The following is a 26789-nucleotide window of genomic DNA, read 5'->3' on the forward strand; positions in this document are numbered from 1 at the left end:
GAAGAGCATGAGCGCCCACTTCGTTTCCCAGACCGTACGCACCGCCACCGGCCACTGGCCGGTGATACTCCCGGCCCTCGGCATCGCCTTGCGGCCGAATGGCAAGCCGCAGCCGTGCCCGACCTGCGGCGGCAAAGACCGCTTCCGTTTCGACAACCAGGACGGGCGCGGCACCTGGTTCTGCAATCAGTGTGGGGCCGGTGATGGCCTCAACCTGGTGGAAAAAGCCCTGTCACTATCTGCCCGGGCTGCCGCCGAACAGGTGGCTGCCGTGATGGGGGATAATGCCAGCACTTTACCACCGACCGCTGAGGCCGGTCATTCACGACAAGACAAGGCTGACGCTCAGCGCAAAACCGCGCGACAGGCACAGGCTCTGGTGGCTGCCGCGCAGTCCCAGACCTGCAACGCCTATCTGAGCGCCAAAGGCTGGCCGGAGGTGGACACCCTGACCCTGCACGGCCAGTCGCTGCGCGTCGGGGGTATCACCTACCACCCCGGCGACCTGCTGTTGCCGCTGCTCAATGCCGGGGGCGAAGTGGTCAACGTGCAGCTGATTAACGCCCACGGAGACAAACGCATGTTAGCAGGCGGGCAGGTGAAAGCCGCCTGCCACACCCTCTGCGGCCCGGACAACGCGGTTATCTGGCTCACCGAAGGCTACGCCACCGGCCTCACCGTGCATCGCCTGACCGGTGAAACGGTGTGCGTGGCGCTGAGCGCCAACAACCTGGCGGCGGTGGCGGAGCAGCTGCGCAGCCATTACCCGGATGCACGGTTGCTGCTGGCGGCCGATAATGACCGCAGCGGCACCGGGCAGGCACGCGCCGCCGAGGCGGCCACACTCACCGGCGGTATCCCTGCGTTGCCGACAGACATCGGCGACTGGAACGATGTCTACTGTCAGCAGGGCATTGAGGCCACGCGGGCACAGCTCCAGGCGTTCAGCCAGCCGTCGCAGCCCAGCCCGTTCGACAGGCTGAGCGATGCCGACCTGAAAGCCATGAGCGCCAGCGAGAAGGCCGAACTGCTGGCTGAGCACTACGGCAACACCTTGGCGGTGCCGCCGGTGGGGGAAGAGCTGTGCCGCTATACCCGCGGCGCCTGGCAGGTGCTGCCACACCGACAACTGAGCCGAGAGATTGCCGCGTTGTTCCAGAAGGTACGAGCACCGTTCTCCGCCGCCGGTATCAACAGCATCCTGGACACCCTCAAGCTGATGGTGCCGCAGATGGGCGACCCGGCTCGCCGGTTGATAGGCTTTCGTAACGGGGTATTCGATACCGTGAGCGGGCAGTTCAGCGCCCACCGGCAAGAGCACTGGCTGCGCACCGTCAACAGCGTAGACTATACGCCGCCTCGTGCTGGGGAGAACCTGGCCGACCATGCCCCGTACTTCTGGAAGTGGCTGACACGGGCCGCTGGAGGCAATCACGACAAGCAAGAACGTATCCTCGCGGCGCTCTTTATGGTGCTGGCCAACCGCTACGACTGGCAACTGTTCCTCGAAGTGACCGGCCCCGGCGGCAGCGGCAAGAGCGTGATGGCGGCCATCGCCCGGCTGCTGGCCGGGGCGGATAACACCACCTCCGCCACCATCGATAATCTCGAGTCGGCGCGCGAGCGGGCCAGCGTGGTCGGCTACTCGCTGATTATCCTGCCTGACCAGGAAAAGTGGAGCGGCGACGGGGCGGGTATCAAGGCCATCACCGGCGGTGATGCGGTCGCTATTGACCCGAAATACCGCGACGCCTATGCCGCCTACATCCCGGCGGTGATACTGGCGGTCAACAACAATCCGATGCAGTTCAGCGACCGCAGCGGCGGTGTCTCTCGGCGACGGGTGATTATCACCTTCCCGGACGCGATACCGCTCGCTGAACGCGACCCGCAGCTGCTTGACAAAATCACCCAGGAGCTGGCCGTCATTGTGCGCCATCTGATGCAGCGCTTCGCCAACCCGAACGAGGCCCGCACCTTGCTTCAGGCGCAGCAGAGTTCGGACGAGGCGCTGACCATCAAACGCCAGGCCGACCCGCTGGTTGACTTCTGCGGTTACCTGACGGTGCTCAGCACCGCAGAAGGGATGATGATAGGCAATGCCAACATCACCCCGCCGAACCCGCGCCGCTATCTGTACCACGCCTACCTGTCGTTTATGGCGGCACGGGGCTATCAGCACGTGATGAACCTGACGGCGTTCGGCCTGGCGGTACCGCAGACGCTGAGAGAGTATGAGAAAACCCTGCTCAAGCGTAAAACCCGGCTGGGGATGCAAACCAATGTGGTGTTGAGTGAAGAGTGCGAAGCGGACTGGTTGCCGAAGTGCGGTGCTGTGTGACGATGAGCGAGTCGATCGGCCGTGCCGATCAATCGGCCATTATTGATCTGCCGAACCCATTGGACGCTCAATCGTCACTCCGCCTATAGTGGCAGTGAAAAATATGCAGCAACACTAGGGCATTACCTCCGGCCGCTTTGCGGCCTAAATCATAAGAACAAGCGCTCTCAAACCGGCTCAGGCCGGTTTTTGCTCCATATCCATCGTTAACATACCACGATAGCCGGATACTGGCCGGGCGTTCAGCTTTCTCCCATAATCTAGGAGCAGCGGCTCCTTTTAGGACTGTTACAACAGCTGTTTTGATAACCACACTCTGTATAACCGATGTTCAGATCATCAAGCAGTCGTGTCAGACGGTAGCAAGTTGCCTGAACATACCGTTGGAGGACGCTCACAAAGGCAATGCAGGCATTTCCACAATCCGTCGGTCCGATGAGTAACACATTCCTATGTCGATGCACATAGCACCTATCAAACATGTAATAACATGGATAGCAGTTGCTGGCCTAGTCCCCGCTCATGCCGGTAATCCAGACTGAGACTGTGTATCCAACCCTAGTCTGGAGTGCTGACGTAGTCAATTGACCTTGAACACCTTCTGTTGTAGCGGTTCATACTCCAATAGCGGGTTCAAACGCTCATAGAAAATTAGTCACGTGTTGGTCATCGCTCTTGGCCACTGTAGCTCCAGAGTATTACTCGTGTGAACCAGCCGCAGAGCAAGTATTTTTCCAGCAGTTTGCTGTTCATTGCCGTATACATTGCTGTGCGATGTGCTCGAGCAATAGGGCTTTCTGGAAGTTATTCTCCCACATGATGGCTCTGTCTTAGCGTGAGAGATCCAGCATCATAGGCTGGTCGATATGCTTGATCTGTAGGCATCTGATGCCGCCATTGCGTTCTCCTCACTGCAGTAGTCTGTTAGGAATCCAATGTTGCTGGCGATGGGAATCTGTTCTGTCAGCATAGTGCACCAGTCCGGCTGATGAGTGCACGGACGCTGGGCAGCCAGTACACTGCGGAGGTAAAGCTGGATCAGCCTCTCGCCGGCTGCAATATAAATTCCGACTAGGTCATGCGAAATGGAATTGGCAATCATGCTGTACAAGATATGGTGACAATCTTCTGAAAGATACGTAATAAGAAGAAAATACTGCTTATTGTTTTCAAATTGAAAAACAAGTGATTTAATCTTAATAATAAAATTGTTATAAACCATAATCACCAATTAATAAGAAGTGGAAATGTTGGTCTTTTTACGATCAAATAATGTAATCGGCTGATATCGTAATCGATGATCCATTAAGATTGGAATACAAAGCAAATGAGGCCGCATTACCCACTCTGATTTCTGACTTCTCGCGTTCAGGCTTACGAGAGTGGCGCTCTTTGCAGCGGACGACAAATCACGGCCATAGCCGCAGCACTGCACAGGGGAAGCAGCGCCAACAGCAGCCAGGGATAGATGGCCTGCGTTGAAGGCACCAGCGCTAGATCCAACAACGGGCCAAACAATAAATTACCTGCCAGCACCGCGAAGCCCCCGGCGGTGGCTAACGCACCATAGTGCGCGCCAAGCGTCGACTCATCGGCGAATCGCGGGATAAGATCTTTAGCCGATGGCACCAGCAGCATCTGCCCCAACGTTAAAAGTGTGACCAGACATGCCGAAGGCATTAACCGCAGCCAGCCTGCCAGCGGCGGTGTCGCGGCGAACATGGCCACACTCCCAAAAGCGGCAGACAGCAGCAAAAAACCCACCGGTAAGATTTTGATCGCTCCCACTCGCCGTGCGAAACGTGCCAGCGGAAGCTGGAGAGCAATGATCAGGACGGAAGCCAGCATAAAAAGTGGGCCGAGATCTTTTTCGCTGCCACCCGAACGCTGAATCTCAACCGGTAGCGCCAGATAAAGCTGGTTGTAGCTTAAAAGCCACGAACTGTAAGCGATGATAAAGGCGACGAAACGCGGCTGACGGAATGTCGTCCACCAGGGCAATATTTTTAGCGCCCGCGCGCTGTGATGAGCGGCAGGAAGGCAGAAGTACAGCACCAACAAAGCGACGACGAACACCCCCGCCCCAGCAAACGCCACCTGGCGGAAGCCGAGCCCGGTCAGCAGCGCGCCGGCAACTGGGCCCAACACGGCACCGAGTTCGCCGCACACGGCGAAAAGTGCAAACCACTCAGCGCGGCTGCGCTTTCCGTTTAACTCGCTGTACGTACCCGCTTTAGCCAGTAGCGCTTCAATCGATGGAGAGAACAGTGCGCCGCCGATGCCGGTAAGGCACGCCCCCAGAATGATGGGCCATAGGGACTGCCCAAACGCCAGCAGCAGATAGCCTACAACGCGAACAATGCAGCCGCACAGGATGATAACCTTTGCGCCGTACCGGTCAGAAAGTGCGCCGCCGAGGATGAACATCCCTTGCTGCGAGAAGGTACGCAATCCGAGAACCAATCCGATGATGGCACCGGAGAGCCGCATGTCGTCGCGCAAAAATATCGCCAGAAAGGGGACAACCGCGTAAAAGCCGATGTTAAAAACAAACTGGCTGCCCAGTAAAACGGACGGCTGAAGCGTTGTGGCCGGACGCAGGGAGAAAAGAGACATGCAACCGCATCCTAAACGATAAAATGAATGTGCTTTTTACCATGGAAGCGGGAGATCTCGATTTTCGTTTTCACCCGAAAGACATCCCAGAGCAACGCTTCCGACAAAATATCCTCGGGGGTCCCGGTGGCGATGATTTGCCCGCCCTGCATTACAATCAGCGAATCACAGAACATCGCTGCGTGATTGAGATCGTGAATGGCCACAATGCTGGTGACGGGTAACTCGCTGATCAACTGCATTAGCTGCATTTGATGGTGAATGTCCAGATGGTTGGTCGGTTCGTCCAGCAGGATCTCGCTGGGCGTCTGCGCCAGCGCACGAGCAATGTGTACCCGCTGGCGTTCCCCACCGGAGAGACTCAGCCAGCCTTGAGCGCTTTTTTCCAGCATGTCCACTCTTTGCAGGGCGGCAGTGACGGTCTCATCATCGTGCGCGCTCCAGTTCGAAAAAGCGGAGTGATGAGGAATACGCCCGAGCTTGACCACGTCGCGAACGCGCATGTTGGCCTCGGTCATGCCATGCTGCTCAACGAAGGCTACCCGGCGGGCAAGCCGCTTTTTGGCAATACGGGCAATGTCTTGCCCGTCCAGCGTCACGCGGCCGGCATCTGGGCGACGCAGGCCCGCGAGGATACGCAAAAGCGAAGATTTACCGCAGCCATTGGGGCCAAGCAGCCCCACGGTTTCACCGCGAGAAACGCTCAGCGAGACACCATTGACGATGACCTTTTTGCCTACCTTCCAGGTAATGTTGTCAGCGGAGATACTCATCACTTATTCCTTGAACGGTAAATAATCACGGCAAAGAAAGGCACGCCGACCAGCGCAGTCACCACGCCGACCGGCAGACTTTGTGGCGCAATCAGCAGACGCGAGGCAATGTCGGCCAGCACCATCAGGATAGCGCCCGCCAACGCGCTGGCAATCAGCAATGTCCGGTGCAGCGGGCCAAAAAAGAAACGCATCACATGCGGAACCACCAGTCCCACGAAACCGATAGACCCCGCCATACTGACGATGGTCGCGGTGATGAGCGCGGTGACGGTAAAAAGAATTAGACGCACCCGGGGAACCGCGATGCCGAGCGATGCGGCAGCATCGTCACCGAAAGTAAATGCATCCAGCGCCTGGGAATAGTAAAGGCATACGGCAAGCCCTATCACCACCACCGCCAGCACAAGCTGGAATTCAGGCCATCGTACGCCGCTGAAGCTTCCCAAAAGCCAGAACATCACATCACGCGCCTGCTGCGCGCTGGCTGACGTGCTGATGGTGTAAGCGGTAATCGCATTGAAGAGCTGGGAAGCCGCAACACCAGCCAGAATAGTACGTTCATTTCCGCCGCGCGCGCCGTTGGTCAGAAAAGCGACAAAGGCAAAGGCGGCAAACGCACCGGCAAAAGCGCCCACAGAAAGAGAGACGGCTCCGGTACCTATGCCCATAACCACGACGGAAACCGCTCCCGTCGATGCTCCGGCAGAAACGCCGAGCACATAAGGCTCGGCCAGCGCATTTTTCAGCAAGCTTTGCAAAACGGCGCCGCAAATGGCTAACCCGGCGCCGCTGCATGCCGCCACCAGTGCACGGCTTAGACGGAAATCCCAAATCACGCTTTCATGGATGCGACTGAGCGGCATTTCAGTCAGCCCTATTTTATTGCTGATGGCATAAAAGACGCTTTGCAGCGGGATCGAAAGCTCCCCCAGGCTCACGCCAAGCGCGATCACCAGGAATAACAGCGCCACGGCGAGCAAGATCGTGAAGCTCCGAAACAGCCTCTTGCGTGGCTGAAGAACGGCGGTCGTCATCAGTTCAGTCCCAGTTTTCTGAGTTGTTCGCCCACCTGTTCAGCACCGTAGAGCGTCCTGATTGTCGGGTTCATCGCCTGGCCGTCCATCACCACGATATGACCTTTTTTCACTGCGTCCAGTTGGCTGATGGCCGGATCGCTTTTTAGGAATTTGATTTTTTCCGCCGCGTTGTCAAGCGCCCAACGATTACGATCCAGACTGGAGACCACGATTACATCCGGATTCGCTGCGATAATGCTTTCCCAACTCACCGTCGGCCACTCTGTCTCGGAAGTGATGGCGTTATGCCCGCCCAGCACGTTCGCGATAAATCCGGATGCGCTGTTTTTCCCTCCTACATAGGCATCAGCTGAGGGGGATGAGCTCGAGAACCAAAAGACAAAGGAGAGATCCTTCTTGTTTTTACCGAATTCCTGGCGCAGATTCGCTTCACGCTTTTTGAAATCGGTAATAACGGCCCGGCCGCGATCTTCAACGTTAAAAATGTTGGCGAGATCGGCAATTTCTTTATAGAGATAGGTCATATCCCACAGCTTTTGGCGGCTGCCATACATATCGCCGGTGGCTTTTTTGGTGGCGCACATGCCCGGTGACACGTAGCTGTTCACGCCCAGGGTCACCAGATCTTCACGTTTGGCGACCTTGCTTTCAGGTCCAAGCAACAACGGTGACTGAGCGGGAACGAAATCCGGATTTTGCGCAAGCACGGATTCAAGGGTGGGGATTTCTACTGTCAGCGTCTTGATTTTTGCATTCTGTTCAGCCAACTGCGGCAATACTTTGGTCGGCCAAAACGCACTGGCGGTCACCTTATCTTGCAGGCCCAGCAGGAGCAAAATTTCAACGGTATTTTGCCCCAGCGCCACCACGCGTTCAGGTGCCTGGGTAAATGTCTCTTTATACCCACAGTTTTCAATGGTCAGAGGATAGACAGTGGCCTGAGCAGAACTGACTGAGGCAAACATCATACCCAACGTGCAGATGACCTTTTTCATTAGCTATCCTTCATTAAAATCGTTTTCGAAAATCCAGGATGTTTTTTAATGTAAATGAAACTCATTATTGAGGCGGAATTTTATACAATGGCCCATATGAGGTGTCAATAAGAGATAATTTCTGAAGGTGACTACTACGTAGGCAAGTGCATATGAAACAGTAAGCGGCCCACAGGGTGAGCCACCTAAGCTAAGTGGCAAATGCAACGCCCTTTGCCCATATTAAGGTTAAACGGAACTGCCGGCCATAAGAAAGCATATGGATATATTATGAATTAAAACCACTATTTCACATTCAAATATGAAACTAAAAATAGACAAATCGAGTAGCGCTACGACTACTTCCGTCCTATTTTAAATCAATCTTAAAAGAAAAATAAGTCAATCTTTATTTTAAAAAGTGACATAGCACAATCCGATTATAATCAATAAAAGCACTTCATCTTATGCGTTAGTCATTAATAAAATTCGATGATCATTTCTCAAAAGCAATAATGCAACCTGTCTCCCAGACCCTTAAAGCCCAGGAGCAGAGGTATTAAGCTGCCAGAATCAAGGATTATTTACTGCTGCCCTAAATAAGGTTGGCATTGATCCAAGATGCCACGTCGGTGACCGGAATGGCATGCTGTTGATTGAAAGTCACACTCTTATCCCATGCAACACCTCGTCCTTGAGCAAAAACAGCACGATACTTATGCATCATATCTTGCGGTTCGCGTGCCAGCTCATCCAGCAAATACTGTTCGCTCCACACCGAACGGGTGAAGGGGCGACCGAGAGCAGCTTGTAACTTGTCAGCCACCTCTTCGTAAGTCACTGTGTCACCGGCTATATATACGATTTCGTCACGGATACGGGGTGCTGCAAACACGATTGCGGCAGTCAGCATCCCTATATCATCCGGCGTTGTCAACGTCATCGTGTTATCAAGGCTGCCCAAAGCATTAACTGTGCTATTTTGCAGGTCAACAACACCGAAGGTCGGCTCAAACAGATAGCTCATGAATATACCGGTCGAGATGATCACCCACTCCGTCTGATGCTGACTGCGCAGCAATTCGCGCACATCCAGCTGAGCGTCGAAAATATTCTGGGGGCTACCGCGGCCAATTGCGTCAAAATCGGCTCCGAACTGCCAAGGGAAGTATCTCTGGATGCGAGCCTGCAAGGCCGCTTTCGCCAATTTCATTGGCGTCTCGATTCCAGCCGCATAACCCGCACAACCGATTACTGTGTCATATTGTGCAAATACTTCGGCGAGCTCATCAATTGAGCTGGTGACAAGATTGCCTGGGACAATCTCAATCCCAAGTTCACGGATCTCCGTGATAACATGTCGCTTCTGTGGATCACTGGATTCAACCGTACTTGCTCGCAGCAACACACTTATTTTGGCGTCATCTACGTCTTTCGCTCTGCGCGCAAGATTGCGCAGCACCGGTAGGCCAAGTTCGCCAGCCCCGAGCACAAGAATATTTTTAGACGTAACGTCAAGCGTTTTATTGTTCATAATTCAACCCGTCAAGAATGTGTTTCGGCACTCTAACAATTCATGGTCGAGTAAAAAAGAAGGTACATGCATGATACTGGAAGCCAATAACATCGATAGAGATGAAATTCTCCAATACTCTCAGGCCGTGTGTAACGGGCTAAGAGATGATGATGATGGGTTGCGGCGGGAAGTGCTCGCACATGCCGGAAGCCGCTGGTCACTCGGTATTATCAACACGCTAGGCGTGTATGGCAGACTGCGCCACGCAGAAATCGGCAGGCGCATGCATGGGGTAACCCAGCGTATGTTGACACGAACGTTACGACAGCTCGAGCGTGACGGCTTAGTACTCCGTCATGATTATGAAGAAACGTCTCCCAGAGTCGAGTATGAATTGTCCGATACGGGCATGGAGCTGCTCGTCCGTATGATCCCACTCTGGACCTGGATCGTCGGGAATGCCGATCGCTTCCGAGAGGCAAGATTGAATTTCGACAAACAACACGGCGATGCGGACTCGTAGCTTGTCCTATGGAGTAACGCAACGCCACATTCCCCCTCCCACTGCCGCGCAAAATAATCTGAAGTGGATGTTAGGTCTGTGATGGAAAAGCGACTTTCGCAACATCGGCACGTTAGCGAGTTCGAGTTTCTGCCACGTTGAGGGTTAGCTTGCGTTGGTATATCCGCCCGTCAACGCAAAGTGGCAAAGTACTGTGTCGGCGATTTACCCAATGCTTTTTTGAACATCGTGATGAAGGCGCTCACCGAATCATAGCCCAGTGCGCCCGCCACATTTTGCACTGATTGCCCATCAGCCAGTTGGCGCAAGGCAATCATCAGATGCAGTTGCTGGCGCCAGCGTCCAAAACTCATGCCCGTCGCGCTTTGCACCAGCCTGGACAGCGATCGCTCGCTGGTTGCAAGCCGATTAGCCCATTGCTGCAACGTCGTGCGATCGCCAGGATCGGCAAAAAGCACATCAGCAATGTGTCTGATTTTAGGGTGGTCGGATACGGGCAGATAGAGCGCAGTAACGGGCGTGTCAGGAATCTGCTCCAGCAGCACTGCAGCGAGTCTGGCCGTTTTACCTTCGGAAGAATAACGAGGTTCCTGTTCAGCAAGGTGAAGAACGAGTTCACGGACAAGCGGCGTAATGGCGATCGTACAACAGATTTTGGGCATAACCGCCGCACCGGGTTCGATAAAAAGAAAGCAGGTACGGGCATTTTGCGTTACGCGGCAACTGTGCGGCATATCGCCGGGGATCCAGACCGCGTGTCCGGGAGGCACCAGCCACAGCGCATTCTGTACTTCACAACTGACTGCGCCGTGTAAAGACAGTATTAGCTGACCTTTGCGGTGAGCATGGGGGCCGAGACCTGAATACTCGTCCATAGAGGCCACGTTCAGGGCGACGGCTGCCTGAGTGAAAATATCTGAGTCAAACTCTTCAGGTGAAGATACCGTTTTTTTGCGGTCTGGCATAATTTAGATATAAGTTGTCTGATTATCTATATTTTGTACATCTTGGGAATCTTAAAGTCTCTTCTTTTTTGAGAGAAAGTCAGAAAGATGTCAAATACAACCAACAAGTGGCAGGCCCTGGCACTTGTGACGGGAATTCTTTTTATCGCCGCTAACCTACGAGTTCCTTTCACCGGTATAGCGCCGGTTTTACCGTTAATCCAGAATCATTTTGGGCTGAGTATCACCGCCGTGGGGTTGCTCAATTCACTGCCGTTACTTGCTTTTGCGGCATTTTCCCCGCTAAGCGCGCCCATTGCACGCCGATTCGGACTGGAGCGCACGCTTTTTGGCGCGCTGTTGATGATTTCGGCAGGGATCCTGCTGCGTTCTGCTGGCAGCATCTGGGCGCTGTACGCCGGTACGATCCTGATAGGTACAGGGATCGCGCTGGGGAATGTTTTGCTGCCAGGCTTGATCAAGCGCGACTTTTCGTCAAACGTGGCCTCCATGACGGGCGCTTATTCCATCACGATGGGAGCCGCGGGCGCTGTCGGTTCGGCCCTGATCATTCCACTGACGCAGCTCTGGAGCTGGAACATCGCTTTGGCGTTGATCGCCATAGCTCCGTTATTTGCGCTCATTTTATGGCTGCCGCAGCTTAAAAAGCACCATCAGCAAACGTTGCCAGGCCCGAAAAAATCTGCAGCCGTCGCGGTTTGGACATCGCCTCTGGCATGGCAAGTCACGTTATTTATGGGACTGAATGCCATGCCTTTTTATGTTGCGGTGGGCTGGTTGCCTGCAATTCTTGCAGACAGCGGCATATCTTCTGCAAAAGCAGGCACAGTACACGGCATGCTGCAGCTGACCACGGCTATCCCTGGATTACTCCTGGCGGCCACGCTGCGCCGCCTGAAAGACCAAAAGCTGGCGGCCGTCTCTGTCAGTCTGTTAACGGCGCTGTCCCTCATCGGAATCGTGTATGCCCCCGGTCTGGCGATGCTTTGGGCAGCTATTTTAGGGTTCGGTTCTGGAGCCAGCATGATGCTGGGTTTGACCTTTATCGGTTTGCGTACCAAAAACGCCGGCGACGCGGCGGCTCTGTCAGGCATGGCGCAGTGTGTCGGCTATCTGATGGCGGCCATCGGCCCCCTACTACTGGGCAAAGTACATGATTGGTCAGGCGGCTGGGCCATGCCGTTGCTGGTGACTGCTGCGATCGCGGTGGCGGGCGCCTGTACCGGCATGGCGGCCGGACGAAACGCCCATCTGGAACCCGCATCCTCACTGAGCTGAATCTTGACTGCTGTCTTCGGGAGAGCGGAACGTTCTCCTGATGTTTTCTATACCGGGATTTTTCGATACCGGATATTGTGCAACACACTTCTAAATCCAGTTTCTAATACGAGTAAGGCAGTATTCCATGAGTAATATTCTTATTGTCAATGGCGCCAAACGTTTTGACTTTGCCAAAGGTGAGTTAAACGAACACTATGCCACTACCGCACATGAATTGTTAAGCCAGCTTGGGCACGAGGTTTCCATGACAAAGGCTGACAGCGATTTTGATCCTCAACGCGAGATAACGAAAATACTTAACAGTGACGTCTTGATTTATCAGATGCCAGGCTGGTGGATGGGCGAACCCTGGACGGTAAAAAGATGGATCGATGAAGTGTTTACAGCCGGCCACGGCATTCTGTATGAAAGTGATGGCCGTACACGCTCTGATGCGTCGAGAAAATATGGTTCAGGCGGTCTCCTGCAGAATAAAAAATACATGCTTTCTCTTACCTGGAACGCCCCATTAGAAGCATTTAACGATCCGCACCAGTTCTTTGAAGGTCAGGGCGTGGATGGGGTATACCTGCATTTTCATAAGGCGAACCAGTTCTTAGGCATGCAATCGCTGCCCACCTTTATCACCAATGATGTGGTCAAAGCGCCGGATGTAGAGAATGAGATCAGGCGTTTCAGCAATCATCTTACGGCACTCTTTTCTTAATGGCCGATAAAACTACGCCCTGAAAAGGGCGTGGTTTTCCCCACAGGGCGCAGAGAACAGGGGCTTGATGATGGCGGCGGTGTGGCTTCGATTTCTTACCGTCCTCCGCTCAAACACGCTTGCTTCGTTCGTCCCCTGAGTGATCAGGGGCTGCTCTTCGCATTCAGTCGCCCGCACCGGCGCTGCGGATAAGCCCAGCTACCCAGTCAGCAAAGGCGCGAACGGCGGGAGAAAGAAAGCGCTGATGCGGATAAAGCAAATTGACCGGCGCCGACGGCGGCTGCCAGTCAACCAGCACCTCGATTAACCTTCCTTCCTGCAGATGTGCTGAAACCACGCTCTCTGCAAGCTGTGCCAACCCGAAACCGTCAAGACACATGTTGATGTAGAGGCCCGTTTCATTCACGGCGGCCACCCCGTTCACCGGTACGGCCAGTGTTTCAGCACCGCGGACAAAGCGCATTTCGTTCACACGCCGGGTTTGACCGGAAAAATAGTGAATCGCCCGATGCCGGGACAGTTCGTCAGGCGATTGCGGAACGCCATATTCCCGGAGATAACTCGGCGACGCGCAGGTGACCCAGCGAAACCGCCCCAGCGGGCGGGCAACCAGCGTGGAGTTATGCAGCTCCCCCACCCTGATCACGCAATCTACCCCCTCCTGAACCAGATCAACCTGCCTGTCGCTCACCCCGACCATCAGATAAATCTCTGGGTAAAGCCGGAAAAAGTCTTTCAGACGAGGCATGACGATGAAATGGGCGATCCCCCCGGGCATATCAACCCGCAAACGCCCCTGCGGTCGTTTTACCGCCTCCGTCAGGCCAGCTTCCGCATGATCGATTAACGTAAGTATTTCGCGGCACTGCACCAGATACTGCAATCCTTCCGGGGTGAGGCTCACCCGCCGCGTTGTCCTGTTCAACAGCCGCACCTGCAAGTATTTCTCAAGGTTTTTTATGGTGCCAGTTACCGTTGACGAAGGTAGTGACAGCGCTTCTGCCGCGCGCACGAAGCTTCCGGCTTCAGCGACCCGCGTAAAGATCTGCATAGCCTGAATACGATCCATATTTCCTCTCCCGCGCGCCGCCAAATCGCCGGCAGTCAATTTTATTATTCGCATATTATGAATAATAAAAACGCGTTAAGCATCTTTTTCACACTAATTGAGTGGCGTATTGTTTTCCTATTAATGAGGAAAGAGGCTGTTTAAATGACCGATTACATCAGAAATATCGTTAATAATCATACAAAAACCCCACCAACAACGCTGATCCGTGGCGCAACGATACTGAGCATGGATGAGAATGTAGGTAATATTGAGCGCGGTGATGTTCTTATCACTGGCTCAACCATCACCGCAGTGGGTCAAAACCTGGACGCACAGGGTGCTCACATCATAGATGCCACTAACATGATTGCCATGCCGGGGATGGTGGATTCTCATCGCCACTCTTGGGAAGGACAGTTGCGCCGCATAAACCCTAATGCCACCTGTCTGGACGACTACAGCAACGCCACGCACTTCTCTTTCGCCAAATACTATCGCCCCGGCGATATTTATATCGGCAACCTGCTGACTGCCCTGGGCGCTATTGACGCAGGCATAACTACCATCATTGATAACTCCCATAACAGTCGCACCGCCGCGCATTCAGACGCTGCCGTAGAGGCCCTGTTTGACTCGGGTATCCGCGCCATCCATGCCTCTGGTGCGCCGGTATCGGGAGAGTGGGACAGAGCGCACTGGCCGGGCAACTGGCAGCGCCTGCAAGAAAAGTATTTCAGAAACAACCCTGAAAGCCTTGTTTCTCTCGGTGTCATGGCTCAGTTGGAACCGGAGTTGTGGGCCGAGGCTCGCAGGCTGGGGCTGCCAATCGTCACTGAATTCTTTGGGGCTGGAATGGCTTCGGAGCTTGAATCGCTGCATCGGCGGGGGCTTCTTGGCCCGGACAATATTTTCAATCACTGCACGGCGCTGCCTGACGAGGGATGGCAAATCCTGCGGGAGGCCGGCGTGCGAGTCAACGTCTGCCCGCGCTCCGATGCGCATTACGGCATCGAGAACGGCATGTTTGCCATTCAGGCAGCGCAGCGTCATGGCATCAATCCCGGCCTGAGCGTCGACAATGAAACCTCATACAGCACCGACATGTTTATGGAAATGCGCGTGGCGTTTTACCTGCAGCGGGTTATGGGCATGCATCAGCATCAGCACTGCTGCGGTTCTGCACATTCGCTGACAACGCTTCCGGCAGCACAGCTCCTCAAAGCGGCGACCGTCGATGGCGCGGCCTGCGCTGGGCTGCAGGACAAAGTCGGTAGCCTGGCGCCAGGCAAACAGGCTGACCTGATCCTGATCAACGCCGGCGACATCAATCTGTATCCAAACGGGAATGCCTTTGGCACGGTGGTACATGCAACGGAACGCAGCAATATTGATACTGTCATGATCGGCGGTCGCATCGTCAAGCAGAAAGGCAAAGTCCTGGGCGTGGACAGCGCGCGTCTGCGTACAGCGATTGATGAATCACGTGAGCATCTGTTTGCCGCCGCCGGGTATGAGCCTGATATTTTTGCGGAAACCTTCCTGCCGCTGAAACAGGCGCACTGACAGGGATGAAACGCATGAGCATGATGTATTACGTAATCGCTTTTGCCGCCGGTCTCGGGATCACCCTGCAGACCACCCTGAACAGCCAGCTGGCGCGAGGACTCGGAGGCGATTCGGTGACAGCCGCGCTGTTTTCCTTCGCGGCCGGGGCATTCAGCCTCGGGATTTACTCGCTGCTGCGCGGGGGATTATTCACCTCACTTGCAGCCATTCCGTCTCAACCGCTATGGAGTCTGGCGGGAGGGCTGATCGGTGCCTGCGCCTTGTTCAGCTATGTCGTGCTCACACCTAAAATCGGCTTTTCAGCCCTGCTTGGGTTGGCGATTGTCGGGCAGTTGCTCTCGTCGCAGGTAATTGATCATTTTGGTCTATTGGGTGCTCTACGCCGGCCGGTGTCGTTGCTTAAGCTGGGGGGGATGCTGGTCATGCTGGTCGGGCTTGCCGTCATGTTGTTCGGCGATCGACTGTCTGCGCGTTTACTGCACTGACAGAATGACACACAGCTCCCTAATCGTTGCGGATATTTGCCCTAGCGCAGACGTCCGTAAGCATGTCTTAAAAGCGTAATACATACTTTTCCTCTATGGAGTATTAACATGTTTTCAATTGCAGCAGATGTCAGAAATACACTGGGAGAGTGCCCCCTGTGGTGCGAAAGAACACGCAGGCTGTTCTGGACTGACATTGAAGGCAGTGAACTGCTCGCCTTAGAAAAAGATAAAAACGTCGTGATGCGATGGTCTCTGCCTGAGCGGCTCGGATCGTTTGCCCTTACTGAAAAGGCTGACGTACTGCTGATGGGGTTAGCATCACGTCTCGGCCTCTATAATCTGAATACCCAGGTTTTTAGCACGGTGAGTGCATCACCGGGGGTTAGCGGAACACGAATAGGCGATGGGCGTTGCGATCGCTCGGGCAATTTTTTGTTTGGAACCATGGATGATAACCATCCTCCCAAAGTCATCGGTCAATTTCACCGACTTAACGCAGCTACTCTGACAGTTGAGACGCTTTCCCTAACCGAAGTTGCCATCCCGAACAGCATCTGTTTCAGCCCGGACGGCGGCACGATGTATTATTGCGACTCAATGCAGGGACGCATATTCTGCTGTGATTACCCCACTTTGGATAACCAACGCGTGTTTACTGAGACAGAAGGAAAAGGGGCACCTGATGGCTCCTGCGTGGACGCAATGGGCTATTTATGGAATGCAGAGTGGGGAGGAAATCGTGTTGTACGGTATTGCCCAGACGGTACGCTCGACCGCATTCTGCCATCCCCGGGTATTCAGACCACCTGTCCGACGCTGGGGGGCGAGGCATTTACAACGCTATATTGCACCAGTGCCAGCATAGCTCTATCTACACCATCGAAGTATGACGGTGCGTTATTGAAAGCCGAACCAGCCGTATTTGCCGGTTTGCCTGAAAGCCGCTTTGCGGCAGTAACATATCAACAACACTAATTATTTTATGTTCGGCAGTGCTGTTTCTTAGCGGGTGAGTACCGAAGCTGTCTAAAAATCAATCCTGATATACATCTCACCAAAAAGGCACAGGCTCTGGTCGCCACTGCTCAGTCTCAGACCGGCAATACCTACCTGAGCGCCAAGGGCTGGCCGGAGGTGGAACCCTGACCTTGTACGGCCAGCCACTGCGCGTTGGTGGTCTCACCTTCCAGCCCGGCGACCTCTTGTTACCGTAGCATAACGCCGTGGGCGAGGTGGTCAACGTGCAGCTGATTAACGCCAGCGGCGACATGCGCATGCCTGCGGGCGGGCAGGTGAAAGCCGCCTGCCATACCCTGAACGGCCCAGACAACGCGGTTATCTGGCTCACCGAAGGCTACGCCACCGGCCTCACCGTGCACTGCCTTACCGGTGAGACGGTCTGCGTGGCACTGAGCGCCGACTACCTGGAGGCCGTGGCGCAGCAACTGCGCAGCCACTATCCGGACGCACGGCTGCTGCTGGCGGCTGATAATGATCGGAACGGTACCGGGTAGACTCGCGCCGTCGAGGCGGCCACACTCACCGGCGGCACTCCGGCGTTGCCGCCTACAGAGGGCGACTGGAACGACGTTTATGGCCGGAAAGGGGTTATCAGCACGTGATGAACCTGACTGCGTTCGGCTAGGCGGTGCCGCAGACGCTGAAAGAGTATGAGCATACGCTGCTGAAATGCCGCACCAAATAGGGAACCTGATATTGAGTGAGGAATGTGAGGTGGACTGGCTGCCGAAGTGCGGCGCGCTGTGACGATAAGTGAGTTGATCGGCCGAGACGATCAATGGGCCATTATTGATCTGCCAAACCCATTGGACGCTCAATCACTACGCCGCCTATAGTTGCAGTGAATAATGAACAGCAACACCAGGGCATTCTATCGGCCGCTGAACGGCCAATATCATAACGACAAGCGCTCCCCAAACCGGCTCAGGCCGGTTTTTTTGTGCCTACAATTCGGACTGTTCACCCTGTAGGTGAACAGGGATGTACACCAAGAAGGTAGCTATGTGTCAATCAACTAATTGAAATTAAAGGGTAAATAAAAAAGGTGTATAGGGTGAACAGTTTTCCTGTAAATCTTTTTTATATTATGAGCGGTGGGTGGGTGCTAATTGCTTATAATTTATTCGATTTGTTGTGCACTATTTTATTATGTGTAGATTCATGTATAAAGATATGATGTTTTTAATTAATTGCCCTTTAAAACAGTGTGTTATGTTTTTTATTTTACTCCTATTATCGGCACCATCTCAATATCCCAGACATTCGAGAAAGCAAAAGAATTCTAAAAGACAGTCACACCACAATGTATTTGAGAAAGCCACTGGGTTGGGACTAAGCGAATAATATTGCGTTTGGCTGGCGACAGAAAATGTCGTTGATTGTATAATCAAGGAAAGTTATTCATTGGCCTGGATATTGCTAATTTATTGAACTGATTGTTCGGAAAAAGGTATTCTAAATAAAAAGTAAGGGATTATTTGGTCTTTTGTCATAAATATGTGCTAATTAATCACATCCTGTTTTCTTCATCGCTGACAACATGTTGTAACTTCGTTACGCCCTCGATTTTATTTCCCATTGTTTGTAAATTTTACAAGCACCGTTTTCGCCGATATCCAAATGTCCTCACGTGGCTTATTCATTTTGCGAAACATCGTAGGGGAAACGCCATAGTGGTTTTTAAAGATGCGACAAAAAGCCTGCTGTTCCAGATAACCATATTCAAGTGCAATATCTATGATCTTCCTGTCTGTTGATAAAATCATTTTCGCCGCCTCTGTCATTTTCCTTGATCTGATGTAAGATTTCATCGATATTCCGGCCAAAGCGCAGAACTTACGTTGAACATACCATCTGGAATATCCAGTTTTATCAATCAGGTTGATGATGTTTACCGGTTGCCTAAGATGCATTTCCAACAGATTGATAACGCTATTAATAAATATTCTGGACTGTTCAACTTTGCTCATTTCCATTGCATCGGCTCCCGGTATCTTCACCTGTTGGCGCTATTGAAATCTCGATTATTGCTTAGCTTTGTCAAGATGTTATCAATTTATGTTTTTTTTATTTTCTGGTTAATGCTGTTCCGTTGATAACTATTTGAATTTTAATGTTATTGTATCGTATCCTTTGGCGGGATGATTTTGAGTGAAGTCGTGCTGGCTTTATTTTTAATCGCCTGATATGTACTATCTGCGTTTTTTGTTTATTCTTTAAATAAAAAAATGCTAAGCTTTATTATATTGTTTTTACTTGGTTAGCGTGACTGAATAGCAGGTTAATATATGGAAGAAAAAAGAATTTTAATCATCGAGGACGATATGCATGCTGCAGAAGTCCTGGAAGCTTATCTAAAAAGAGAGTGCTTTGCCGTTGCTAAGGTAGGCGATGGTGTTAAAGGGCTTGAGATGGTTTTTTCCTGGCAACCTGACTTGGTTTTATTAGACGTCATGCTGCCGGGAATAAATGGCAATGAAATATTGGCACGTGTGCGTAGAAAGAGCGATGTGCCGGTCATCATGGTGACGGCAATCGGCGAGATTCAGGATAAGATCTCCTCGTTGAGGCACGGCGTTGATGATTACATCGTGAAACCCTACAACCCGGGCGAGGTCGTTGCTCGGGTTCACGCGGTGCTGAGAAGAACGAGTGCATTGAATGTAAAATCTGAGCTTATTATTTGTGGCCCGGTACAACTCGATGAAGAGGCTATGTTAGTTCACGTTTGTTCCGCCGAAAACATTAAAATCGCCCTCGATCTTACACCGACTGAATTTTTACTGTTATCTGTGCTAATGCGTGCGCCAAAAAGAGCGTTTTCTCGGCAAACATTGTTAAATATGTGTTTGCCGGAAAGTGATGCATTTGAGCGGGTTGTCGATACGCATGTTTATAACTTGCGTAAAAAGCTCAATTCGGTAGGGGTAAATGATGTACTGCTGACCGTTAGAGCGATGGGCTACAGGTATTGGAATAAATGAATAAAAAAAACAAAAGAGTTTCGCTTTGGAAGTGGATTTGCGTGAGGGTAATTTCTCAATCTGTCGGAGTGATTGTTATTATTGCACTCTGTATGTGGTTGCGCTATGCCATTTATAGTACCTGGGTTTTATATCATGAAATGCCGGCGGATGTCCGAAAGGAATTCCTGCACTTGCTTAATAATCCCAATGAAGATTTGTACAGGTTTTATAGCCTTTTTCACTATTGGTATGGCATTGACTTTGCTAATCCGTCGATCACGTCGGGGGATTGGATTATGCTGGCTATTTTGGTGGTTGTCGCCATTCCTCTCATGGTCTTATTGGGGCTTTATATGTCGCGGCCGTTGGCGAAGCAATTTTCTTACCTGGTCGCTGCCGCGAGAAAAGTCGCCGAGGGGGATTTCTCTGTGCAAGCAAAACTAGAAGAGAAAGCACCGGAAGAACTTCTTACTCTAACTCACGATTTTAATGAGATGACCAAAAAACTGACTTATTATGAAGGGGAGTTGCGCGCTTCTCATATTGCCATGGCGCATGAATTACGCTCGCCGTTGACGGCTTCAATCGCACGGCTTCAGGGAATTATGGATGGCGTTTTTGAGCCGGACAAGCATCAGTTAAATCTGGTCATGCAGCCATTGACCAGCCTTAATCGCCTTATTGATGATCTTCAAACGCTGTCGTTGTCGCAAGCCGGAGCGTTATCATTAGAAAAATACCATGTGAATCTGTGCGATTTGATTCAGGAGCGTTTGCAATGGTTAAAGGCTGAGGTCTCTCAGGAAGATTTCACGATTGAATTTGAATGTCCTGCTCCCGTATTCGTCTACGCCGATCCGTTCCGAATTGGGCAAGTTGTTACGATTCTCATAAAAAATGCAATGCGCTACGCGCATTCCGGCAAGAAACTGACAATCACCGTTAATCATTTTAATCATGAGGTTGTCGTCAGCTTTCGCGATTATGGGCCGGGCGTCAGTGAAGCCTTTTTGCCCTTGATGTTCGAACGTTTTTCCCGGGAGGAGAGCTCGCGGTCGAGAAATCTGGGGGGAAGTGGGCTCGGTCTTTCTATCGCCATGGCGATAAGCCGCGAACACGACGGCAGTCTCAGTGCTCAGAATCATCCTGACGGTGGGATGCTATTTCAACTAATTCTTCCAATGAAAATAGAGTCTTGATGATTCCTTGAAAAAACATGGACTAAATCTACACATAAAAAAGGTTTAATTCTTCGACAGACTATCAGGAGAATGTCTTATGTCAGTAGGTTTGTTCAGGTTAATAAGTACGGTCAAGAGCGTATTTCTATTTCAATATTGGAAACTGTTTATTATTCCCCTGTTCGTTTTTTTGGCGGGATGTGATGATAAAGCAAAGACACAGGAGGTGCCTACACGTTCCGTACGAACGCTTGTCGTCGATAATCCGGTTGGCGGAGTTTTGATAAAGCATACCGGAGAAATTCGCCCCCATGAGGAATCTCAGCTCTCGTTTCGCATTGACGGCCGGATCCTCAGCCGGCCGGTCGATGTGGGGGACAAATTAAAGGCGGGGCAAACGATCGCGACGTTGGAGCCCAGAAATAACGAGAATCAGGTGCGCAGTGCGCAGGCCGAACTGGCCGGTGCAGTTTCTGCAGAACGCTTGGCTGCTCTTAATTTCAAAAGGCTGCAATCATTGATCAAAACCGGCGCTATCGCGCAGGCTCAGGTCGATGAAGCGAAGGTCAATCTTGAAGTCGCAGCGGCAAAACGCGTCTCTGCTCAATCGAATTTGAAAATCGCTCAGGAGCAATTGGGTTACACCCGCCTGGTTGCGCCGTCGGATGGCGTAGTGACTTCGGTTAACCTGAATCCTGGACAAACTGTCAGCGCAGGGCAGGGGGTCGTTACGCTCTCACTCAATGAGGGTGTGGATGCCGTATTTGACGTTCCAGAAGCTATTTTATACAGCGATCTGCCCGATAATAGAGTCAAGATTGCGCTGCTTTCCGATCCTTCCATCGTGACTGAGGGCGTGATCCGAGATGTGAATCCACAGGCGGATAAGCAGACGCGGACCTGGCGCGTCAGAGTCTCGTTGCCGAACCCTCCAGAGAAAATGGCTTTGGGCGCGACGGTGCAGGGAAGTATCGTGATCCCGGGGCAGGCCGCGTTTGTTCTGCCGGCGTCTGCGATGACCCGTGATGGCGCGGATCCTGCCGTTTTAATCGTTCAACCGGATACATCAACCTTGGCGTTGCGTAAAGTTAGCGTTGCGCGCTACAGCTCTGAGGACGTGTTTATTGCTGATGGCCTCAAACCCGGCGACAAGGTGGTGATCGCCGGCGTGAGCAAGTTACGGCCTGGGGAGAAAGTAAGTTTGGAGGATAAATTCTGATGAATGCCTCTGAACCCGAGAAGTTTAACCTGTCTGCCTGGGCGCTGGCCAATCAGCAACTGGTTGCCTTTTTTATGTTGGTTCTCACCATTGCCGGGGTGATGAGCTATTACAACTTGCCGCGTAATGAAGATCCGGCGTTTACCATTAAAACGGCGGTGGTTTCCGCGAGTTGGCCTGGGGCCTCTGTGGAGGATACCGTCAATTTCGTGACCGATCCGTTGGAGAAGAAACTTCAGGAAGTTCCTTATCTTGATTATTTGGAGAGTTACAGCCGGCCCGGCGAGTCGGTTATTTTTATCTATCTGCGTGATAATACGCCGCCGGAGAAAGTGAAAGAACTGTGGTATACGGTCAGAAAAAAAATAAAGGACGTTTCCCCTCAGCTTCCTGCCGGCGTCAGTTCACCTGCCGTCAACGATGAATTTGATGATACCTACGGCACCATTTATGGCTTTACGCGTGAAGGATTCAGCGAGCGCGAACTGCGCGATCTGGTTGATAAAGTTCGCACGGACGTCTTGACGCTGCCGGACGTCGGGAAGGTGAACCTGCTGGGCGTAAAAGAAGAGCAGGTCATCTTATCATTCTCACCGCAGAAAATTGCGGGCATGGGGCTGACGCTCGACCAAATCAAGAACGCCATCAGCGCGCAAAACGCCGTGACTCCGGCGGGCGAAATCAGAACCGACAAAGATAAAGTCATGTTGAGAGTCAGCGGCGCTTTCGCATCGGAAGAAAGCCTCAAACAGCTGACACTGCATATTCAGGATAAATTCGTTCCTCTGACGGATATTGCGACTATCTCTCGCGAGGCGGTCGATCCGCCGACGCCGGCCTTCAGGGTTAACGGGGAGTCGGCGATTGGCCTGGCCATCTCCATGGCCCCGACAGGCAATATGCTGGATTTCGGCAAAGCGCTTAACGAAAAGATGGATGATATCTCCAGCCGCTTGCCTGCGGGTATCAATGTGCTGAAAGTGGCCGATCAGTCGACGGTGGTGCATGACGCGGTGGGGAGCTTTATGAAAGTGCTCCTTGAGGCGGTCGTCATTGTGCTGGCTGTGTCTTTCTTGTCATTAGGCACCCGTGCCGGGTTAGTGGTCGCAGCATCCATTCCGCTGGTGCTGGCCATGACGTTTATCGGCATGGAAATTGCCGGCATAGGCATACAGCGCATTTCCCTCGGTGCGTTAATTATTGCGCTGGGGTTGCTGGTCGATGATGCCATGATCACGGTAGAGATCATGATGTCGCGGTTGGAGAAAGGAGACCCTGTCAAAAAGGCGGCGACAAAAGCCTGGACGACGACGGCTTTCCCGATGCTGACCGGCACATTGGTCATGATCGCCGGTTTTATCCCGGTCGGTTTCGCAACGTCGAGTGCGGGGGAGTACTGTTATTCTCTGTTCATGGTGGTGCTGATTTCACTTATCAACTCCTGGATTGTTGCCGTACTTTTTTCACCGCTGATAGGCGTGTGGCTTTTACCTAAGGTGATGAAGGAACACGCCCACGGTAAAGGTAAAGTCATGCAAAAGTACGAAAGTGCATTGCGATATATCCTTAAACGCCGAGGGATGACCGGCATCGTGGCGGTTCTGTTGCTGGCCATTGCTTTTATCGGATCCTCGCACATGGAAGAGGAGTTCTTTCCCGCTTCTGACAGGCCGGAGTTGCTCGTCAGTCTGACTCTGCCGAGAAATGCCGTGCAGGAAGATACGGCGAGGGAAGCCATTCGCTTGGAGGAAATTCTCAAGAAAGATCCCGATATTGATCATTTTACGACGTACGTTGGATCGGGCGCCGTGCGGTTTTATTTGCCGATGGACCTGTTGCTTGATAACGAGAACATCGCTCAATTGGTCGTGGTGACCAAGGGACTTGAAGAGCGCGATGCGGTGAAGTCCAGGCTTGAAAAAATTCTGCAAAAAGATTTCGGCCATCTTGTTACGCGTGCTTCGCCGTTGGAGCTGGGGCCCCCGGTAGGTTGGCCGTTGAAATATCGCGTTTCCGGCCCGGATCTGACCAAAATCCGTGAGATATCCATGGAGTTGGCGGGTAAATTGGGTGACAACCCGCAGACAAGAGAGGTCAACCTTACTGCGGGAGAACCGCAACGAGAACTCTATATAACGCTTAATCAGACGGAAGCGAGGGCCTTGGGATTAAGCTCTCAGGATGTCGCAAGCGCTCTTGCTGAAATGTATTCGGGGTCCGCTGTAACGACGATCAGAGACAGAAATCGTCAGGTTAACGTGGTGCTGCGGGCTTCGGAAAATACGCGGAGAGACATTGAAACCGTCGCGGATTTGCAATTAACGACGGCCGATGGGCGCGTTGTGCCATTAAAGCAGATCGCAACGATAGGCTATACGTTGGCCGAACCTATTCAGTGGCGGCGGCAACGAGAGCCTTTCATTACGGTGCAAACGGATATTGCGCCAGGGCTGAATGCGTCCGGCGTATCCAAGAGTTTGGCGCCTGTTGTCGATGAATTACGCAAAAGTCTGCCACCGGGATATCACATTACCGAGGGGGGAAGCGTCATTGAAGCCATGAAAGGCAACCGTTCAGTATTCGCCGTTCTACCTGTGACCTTATTGGTGATGCTGATCTTGCTGATGGTGCAGTTGCGTAGTTTCTCACGCATGATGCTGGCGCTGTTGATTGCCCCCTTCGGTTTGATTGGCGTTGTCGCTGCCATGTTACCCACCGGAACCCCGATGGGGTTTGTCGCGATTCTTGGCGTGATTGCGTTGGCGGGGATGATTATCCGCAATGCCGTGATCCTTATTGAAGAAGTGGAAATAAACAGAGCACAAGGCGCAGATAATACTGAGGCGATCGTCGAGGCGTCACTGCATCGTTCCAGACCGATACTCTTGACGGCTTGTGCAGCAATATTAGGGATGATACCTATCGCGCATCAGGTATTTTGGGGGCCTATGGCCTATGCCATTATTGGTGGGCTATTCGTTGCCACCCTATTTACCCTGACGGTATTGCCGGCTGCTATCAGCGCCGTTCTTCAATGGGAGAAGTCTCGATAGAACTTACCCCCGGAGACAACTCCGGGGGACTCTTTAAAAGGAGGTGGAAAGATGTTTGAGTTATTTAAACTTATTGGGCTAGGGTTGGTTTTATTACTGCCGCTGGTAAACCCATTGACTACTGTAGCCCTTTTTCTTGGGCTGTCAGGCGACATGTCTGAACAAGAAAAAAAGAAGCAGTCAGCAATGGCGGCTTTCTATGTCTTTGTGATTATGATGGTTGCATGGTATGCCGGTAAGGCTGTTATTAATACCTTTGGCATATCCATTCCGGGATTACGAATTGCAGGTGGAATGATCGTTGCCTTTATTGGGTTTAACATGCTGTTTCCGCAGGATGTGAATAAGCCTCAAAGCGGCGAGAAGGGAAAAACCAAAAATATAGCATTTATCCCCTTGGCAATGCCCAGTACGGCAGGCCCGGGTACCATTGCTATGTTGATCAGTGCCGCGTCGACATTCAGCGCTGAAACATCGCATCTGGATTTGTGGGTCGCCTATACCGCGCCCCCCCTGATTGCGATAGCCATTTCTCTGATTTTATGGGTATCTCTGCGGGCGTCACTGGGTGTTATGAAACTTGTAGGAACATCGGGAATCGATGCTATTTCCCGAGTGATGGGATTCCTGCTGGTCTGTATGGGAGTTCAGTTTGTTATAAATGGCGTCGTTGAACTCGTCACAATGCAATAAACGTGAACGCTTCAGTTTCTGATATGCATGAGGTTGCGCATATCAGACGAGAATAATATCTAAAACTTTATATCTATATCAGTTCTGATAATGCTCTGATGCTCTGATGCTCTGATGCTCTGATGCTCTGATGCTCTGATGCTCTGATGCTCTGATGCTCTGATGCTCTTGGCTGCCATAACGCTTTTTTTTGCATGGACAACGCTGTGAGCGCCGGCGGTAATGACTGTCGTCATACTGTTATTTTTTATCAAAAAGTTCCCAAGTAAGGTGGGAACTTTTTTTACTTTTTCTTTTATTCTGGTACGTCGTCAACAGGCTTAATCCCGAATCTGATCCCATCACCATAAGTCGTCACCGGTGCATTATGGCTGTTGATTGCCATTTCAGGGGGACAACACCTTGGCGATAGCCTGGGCTTCCTGCTGCCAGCCCTGCGCCAGCGTGCGCACTAGGGCATCATAGCCGTCTTCACCCTGTTTCAGCTCCAGGTTGAAAGGCCGTTTGATCAAACGCCCCTGGCGGTTCAGCACCCACTCGCCGCGAATGATCGCTTTCCCGTCAAAGCGGCCGTGGAAGCCGCTGATGGTCACGTTCAGCACATTCTGATCGCTGCTCATCGGCTGCGAAGAGACCACCCACCCCGGCAGCGCGCTGCTCAGGTTGGTGACCAACGTTTGCTGCAGCTGTTGATCGAGCGGGCTGGCCCACAGGTTGTTCTGGGCTATCACATACTGCACGTCGTTGGTCTGATACACCACGCCGCTCTGCGCCAGATAATCCGCCACGCTCACGTGCTCCAGCCACAGCTGGCGCG

21 protein-coding genes and 1 pseudogene are annotated in these 26789 nt (G+C 52.4%); 13 read left to right on the forward strand and 9 right to left on the reverse strand.

Going from position 1 to position 26789, the window contains the following annotated elements; genetic code table 11:
* Positions 1-7: 7 nt before the first annotated feature.
* Positions 8-2341: a primase-helicase zinc-binding domain-containing protein gene (locus ACSBQV_RS23260; protein ID WP_089194319.1), complete on the forward strand. Its 2334-nt coding sequence runs from the start codon at positions 8-10 to the stop codon at positions 2339-2341.
* 1374 nt (positions 2342-3715) lie between these two features.
* Here ACSBQV_RS23260 and ACSBQV_RS23265 read toward each other — a convergent pair.
* The 5 genes from ACSBQV_RS23265 to ACSBQV_RS23285 all read right to left on the reverse strand — a co-directional run bounded on the left by ACSBQV_RS23265 (position 3716) and on the right by ACSBQV_RS23285 (position 9278).
* The gene (locus ACSBQV_RS23265; RefSeq protein WP_089194321.1) at positions 3716-4957 is read right to left on the reverse strand and encodes an MDR family MFS transporter; all 1242 of its coding nucleotides are present in this window, start codon (positions 4955-4957) and stop codon (positions 3716-3718) included.
* An 11-nt stretch (positions 4958-4968) separates the two neighbouring features.
* A complete protein-coding gene (locus tag ACSBQV_RS23270; RefSeq protein ID WP_046688302.1) occupies positions 4969-5730 on the reverse strand; it encodes an ABC transporter ATP-binding protein in 762 nt (253 codons plus the stop codon).
* Positions 5730-6767 carry a FecCD family ABC transporter permease gene (locus ACSBQV_RS23275; RefSeq protein ID WP_046688303.1) on the reverse strand — a complete coding sequence of 346 codons (1038 nt, stop codon included), beginning with the start codon at positions 6765-6767 and terminating at the stop codon, positions 5730-5732. Before ACSBQV_RS23275 ends, ACSBQV_RS23270 begins: the two co-directional genes overlap by 1 nt.
* Entirely contained in the window at positions 6767-7765 is a 999-nt protein-coding gene (locus ACSBQV_RS23280) for an ABC transporter substrate-binding protein (protein ID WP_046688304.1), read from the reverse strand. The genes ACSBQV_RS23275 and ACSBQV_RS23280 overlap by 1 nt, the downstream gene beginning before the upstream one ends.
* A gap of 574 nt (positions 7766-8339) precedes the next feature.
* Positions 8340-9278: an aromatic alcohol reductase gene (locus ACSBQV_RS23285; RefSeq protein ID WP_046688305.1), complete on the reverse strand. Its 939-nt coding sequence runs from the start codon at positions 9276-9278 to the stop codon at positions 8340-8342.
* 70 nt (positions 9279-9348) lie between these two features.
* Here ACSBQV_RS23285 and ACSBQV_RS23290 point away from each other — a divergent pair, with 70 nt between their 5' ends.
* Complete coding sequence (locus ACSBQV_RS23290; RefSeq protein WP_197665291.1) at positions 9349-9783, forward strand: winged helix-turn-helix transcriptional regulator; 435 nt, start codon at positions 9349-9351, stop codon at positions 9781-9783.
* Between the two features lie 170 nt (positions 9784-9953).
* Here the strand turns inward: ACSBQV_RS23290 and ACSBQV_RS23295 are convergent, their stop codons facing one another.
* Positions 9954-10748, reverse strand: a complete 795-nt coding sequence (locus ACSBQV_RS23295) for an AraC family transcriptional regulator (RefSeq protein WP_046688306.1) — start codon at positions 10746-10748, stop codon at positions 9954-9956.
* An 87-nt stretch (positions 10749-10835) separates the two neighbouring features.
* Between ACSBQV_RS23295 and ACSBQV_RS23300 the strand changes: the two genes are divergently transcribed.
* Together ACSBQV_RS23300 and ACSBQV_RS23305 are read left to right on the forward strand one after the other, a co-directional pair.
* Positions 10836-12026, forward strand: a complete 1191-nt coding sequence (locus ACSBQV_RS23300; RefSeq protein WP_046688307.1) for an MFS transporter — start codon at positions 10836-10838, stop codon at positions 12024-12026.
* A gap of 127 nt (positions 12027-12153) precedes the next feature.
* On the forward strand, positions 12154-12735 hold the full coding sequence (locus ACSBQV_RS23305) for an NAD(P)H-dependent oxidoreductase (RefSeq protein WP_046688308.1): 582 nt from the start codon (positions 12154-12156) through the stop codon (positions 12733-12735).
* 163 nt (positions 12736-12898) lie between these two features.
* Here ACSBQV_RS23305 and ACSBQV_RS23310 read toward each other — a convergent pair whose 3' ends face one another.
* A complete protein-coding gene (locus ACSBQV_RS23310; RefSeq protein WP_046688309.1) occupies positions 12899-13804 on the reverse strand; it encodes a LysR family transcriptional regulator in 906 nt (301 codons plus the stop codon).
* Between the two features lie 144 nt (positions 13805-13948).
* Between ACSBQV_RS23310 and ACSBQV_RS23315 the strand changes: the two genes are divergently transcribed.
* The 4 genes and pseudogenes from ACSBQV_RS23315 to ACSBQV_RS23330 all read left to right on the forward strand — a co-directional run.
* A complete protein-coding gene (locus tag ACSBQV_RS23315; protein WP_046688310.1) occupies positions 13949-15349 on the forward strand; it encodes an amidohydrolase family protein in 1401 nt (466 codons plus the stop codon).
* A 14-nt stretch (positions 15350-15363) separates the two neighbouring features.
* Positions 15364-15837 (forward strand): DMT family transporter, encoded by a 474-nt coding sequence (locus ACSBQV_RS23320; protein WP_046688587.1) that lies wholly within the window; start codon positions 15364-15366, stop codon positions 15835-15837.
* 108 nt (positions 15838-15945) lie between these two features.
* On the forward strand, positions 15946-16815 hold the full coding sequence (locus ACSBQV_RS23325; RefSeq protein WP_089194322.1) for an SMP-30/gluconolactonase/LRE family protein: 870 nt from the start codon (positions 15946-15948) through the stop codon (positions 16813-16815).
* A gap of 81 nt (positions 16816-16896) precedes the next feature.
* Positions 16897-17459 (forward strand): annotated as a pseudogene (locus ACSBQV_RS23330) (toprim domain-containing protein); the annotation flags it as partial.
* Between the two features lie 969 nt (positions 17460-18428).
* Here ACSBQV_RS23330 and ACSBQV_RS23335 read toward each other — a convergent pair.
* Complete coding sequence (locus tag ACSBQV_RS23335) at positions 18429-18836, reverse strand: helix-turn-helix domain-containing protein (RefSeq protein ID WP_049193239.1); 408 nt, start codon at positions 18834-18836, stop codon at positions 18429-18431.
* A gap of 312 nt (positions 18837-19148) precedes the next feature.
* Between ACSBQV_RS23335 and ACSBQV_RS23340 the strand changes: the two genes are divergently transcribed.
* The 5 genes from ACSBQV_RS23340 (at position 19149) to ACSBQV_RS23360 (ending at position 25972) form a co-directional block, all read left to right on the forward strand.
* Complete coding sequence (locus tag ACSBQV_RS23340) at positions 19149-19844, forward strand: response regulator (RefSeq protein WP_099785046.1); 696 nt, start codon at positions 19149-19151, stop codon at positions 19842-19844.
* Positions 19841-21025 carry a sensor histidine kinase gene (locus tag ACSBQV_RS23345; RefSeq protein ID WP_099785044.1) on the forward strand — a complete coding sequence of 395 codons (1185 nt, stop codon included), beginning with the start codon at positions 19841-19843 and terminating at the stop codon, positions 21023-21025. The genes ACSBQV_RS23340 and ACSBQV_RS23345 overlap by 4 nt, the downstream gene beginning before the upstream one ends.
* Positions 21026-21104: 79 nt before the next feature.
* Positions 21105-22226 (forward strand): efflux RND transporter periplasmic adaptor subunit, encoded by a 1122-nt coding sequence (locus ACSBQV_RS23350; RefSeq protein ID WP_099785042.1) that lies wholly within the window; start codon positions 21105-21107, stop codon positions 22224-22226.
* Complete coding sequence (locus tag ACSBQV_RS23355) at positions 22226-25279, forward strand: efflux RND transporter permease subunit (protein WP_046897670.1); 3054 nt, start codon at positions 22226-22228, stop codon at positions 25277-25279. Before ACSBQV_RS23350 ends, ACSBQV_RS23355 begins: the two co-directional genes overlap by 1 nt.
* Positions 25280-25330: 51 nt before the next feature.
* Entirely contained in the window at positions 25331-25972 is a 642-nt protein-coding gene (locus ACSBQV_RS23360) for a MarC family NAAT transporter (protein ID WP_048322281.1), read from the forward strand.
* 386 nt (positions 25973-26358) lie between these two features.
* Here the strand turns inward: ACSBQV_RS23360 and pqiC are convergent.
* Positions 26359-26789, reverse strand: a 431-nt coding sequence (gene pqiC, locus ACSBQV_RS23365; RefSeq protein WP_099785112.1) for a membrane integrity-associated transporter subunit PqiC, incomplete at its 5' end; no start/stop codon positions are given.

Origin of the sequence: Serratia sp. B501 (genome assembly GCF_051172315.1) — a bacterium.
GTDB lineage: Bacteria > Pseudomonadota > Gammaproteobacteria > Enterobacterales > Enterobacteriaceae > Serratia > Serratia ureilytica.

Excerpts from the sequence above, each read along its gene's own strand:
- ACSBQV_RS23270 (WP_046688302.1), bottom strand. The coding sequence starts at position 5,730 with ATGAGTATCTCCGCTGACAACATTACCTGGAAGGTAGGCAAAAAGGTC.
- ACSBQV_RS23325 (WP_089194322.1), top strand. The coding sequence starts at position 15,946 with ATGTTTTCAATTGCAGCAGATGTCAGAAATACACTGGGAGAGTGCCCC.
- ACSBQV_RS23340 (WP_099785046.1), top strand. The coding sequence starts at position 19,149 with ATGGAAGAAAAAAGAATTTTAATCATCGAGGACGATATGCATGCTGCA.
- ACSBQV_RS23310 (WP_046688309.1), bottom strand. The coding sequence starts at position 13,804 with ATGGATCGTATTCAGGCTATGCAGATCTTTACGCGGGTCGCTGAAGCC.
- ACSBQV_RS23315 (WP_046688310.1), top strand. The coding sequence starts at position 13,949 with ATGACCGATTACATCAGAAATATCGTTAATAATCATACAAAAACCCCA.
- ACSBQV_RS23320 (WP_046688587.1), top strand. The coding sequence starts at position 15,364 with ATGAGCATGATGTATTACGTAATCGCTTTTGCCGCCGGTCTCGGGATC.
- ACSBQV_RS23350 (WP_099785042.1), top strand. The coding sequence starts at position 21,105 with ATGTCAGTAGGTTTGTTCAGGTTAATAAGTACGGTCAAGAGCGTATTT.
- ACSBQV_RS23300 (WP_046688307.1), top strand. The coding sequence starts at position 10,836 with ATGTCAAATACAACCAACAAGTGGCAGGCCCTGGCACTTGTGACGGGA.
- ACSBQV_RS23335 (WP_049193239.1), bottom strand. The coding sequence starts at position 18,836 with ATGGAAATGAGCAAAGTTGAACAGTCCAGAATATTTATTAATAGCGTT.
- ACSBQV_RS23280 (WP_046688304.1), bottom strand. The coding sequence starts at position 7,765 with ATGAAAAAGGTCATCTGCACGTTGGGTATGATGTTTGCCTCAGTCAGT.
- ACSBQV_RS23355 (WP_046897670.1), top strand. The coding sequence starts at position 22,226 with ATGAATGCCTCTGAACCCGAGAAGTTTAACCTGTCTGCCTGGGCGCTG.
- ACSBQV_RS23360 (WP_048322281.1), top strand. The coding sequence starts at position 25,331 with ATGTTTGAGTTATTTAAACTTATTGGGCTAGGGTTGGTTTTATTACTG.
- ACSBQV_RS23345 (WP_099785044.1), top strand. The coding sequence starts at position 19,841 with ATGAATAAAAAAAACAAAAGAGTTTCGCTTTGGAAGTGGATTTGCGTG.
- ACSBQV_RS23285 (WP_046688305.1), bottom strand. The coding sequence starts at position 9,278 with ATGAACAATAAAACGCTTGACGTTACGTCTAAAAATATTCTTGTGCTC.
- ACSBQV_RS23265 (WP_089194321.1), bottom strand. The coding sequence starts at position 4,957 with ATGTCTCTTTTCTCCCTGCGTCCGGCCACAACGCTTCAGCCGTCCGTT.
- ACSBQV_RS23260 (WP_089194319.1), top strand. The coding sequence starts at position 8 with ATGAGCGCCCACTTCGTTTCCCAGACCGTACGCACCGCCACCGGCCAC.
- ACSBQV_RS23305 (WP_046688308.1), top strand. The coding sequence starts at position 12,154 with ATGAGTAATATTCTTATTGTCAATGGCGCCAAACGTTTTGACTTTGCC.
- ACSBQV_RS23295 (WP_046688306.1), bottom strand. The coding sequence starts at position 10,748 with ATGCCAGACCGCAAAAAAACGGTATCTTCACCTGAAGAGTTTGACTCA.
- ACSBQV_RS23275 (WP_046688303.1), bottom strand. The coding sequence starts at position 6,767 with ATGACGACCGCCGTTCTTCAGCCACGCAAGAGGCTGTTTCGGAGCTTC.
- ACSBQV_RS23290 (WP_197665291.1), top strand. The coding sequence starts at position 9,349 with ATGATACTGGAAGCCAATAACATCGATAGAGATGAAATTCTCCAATAC.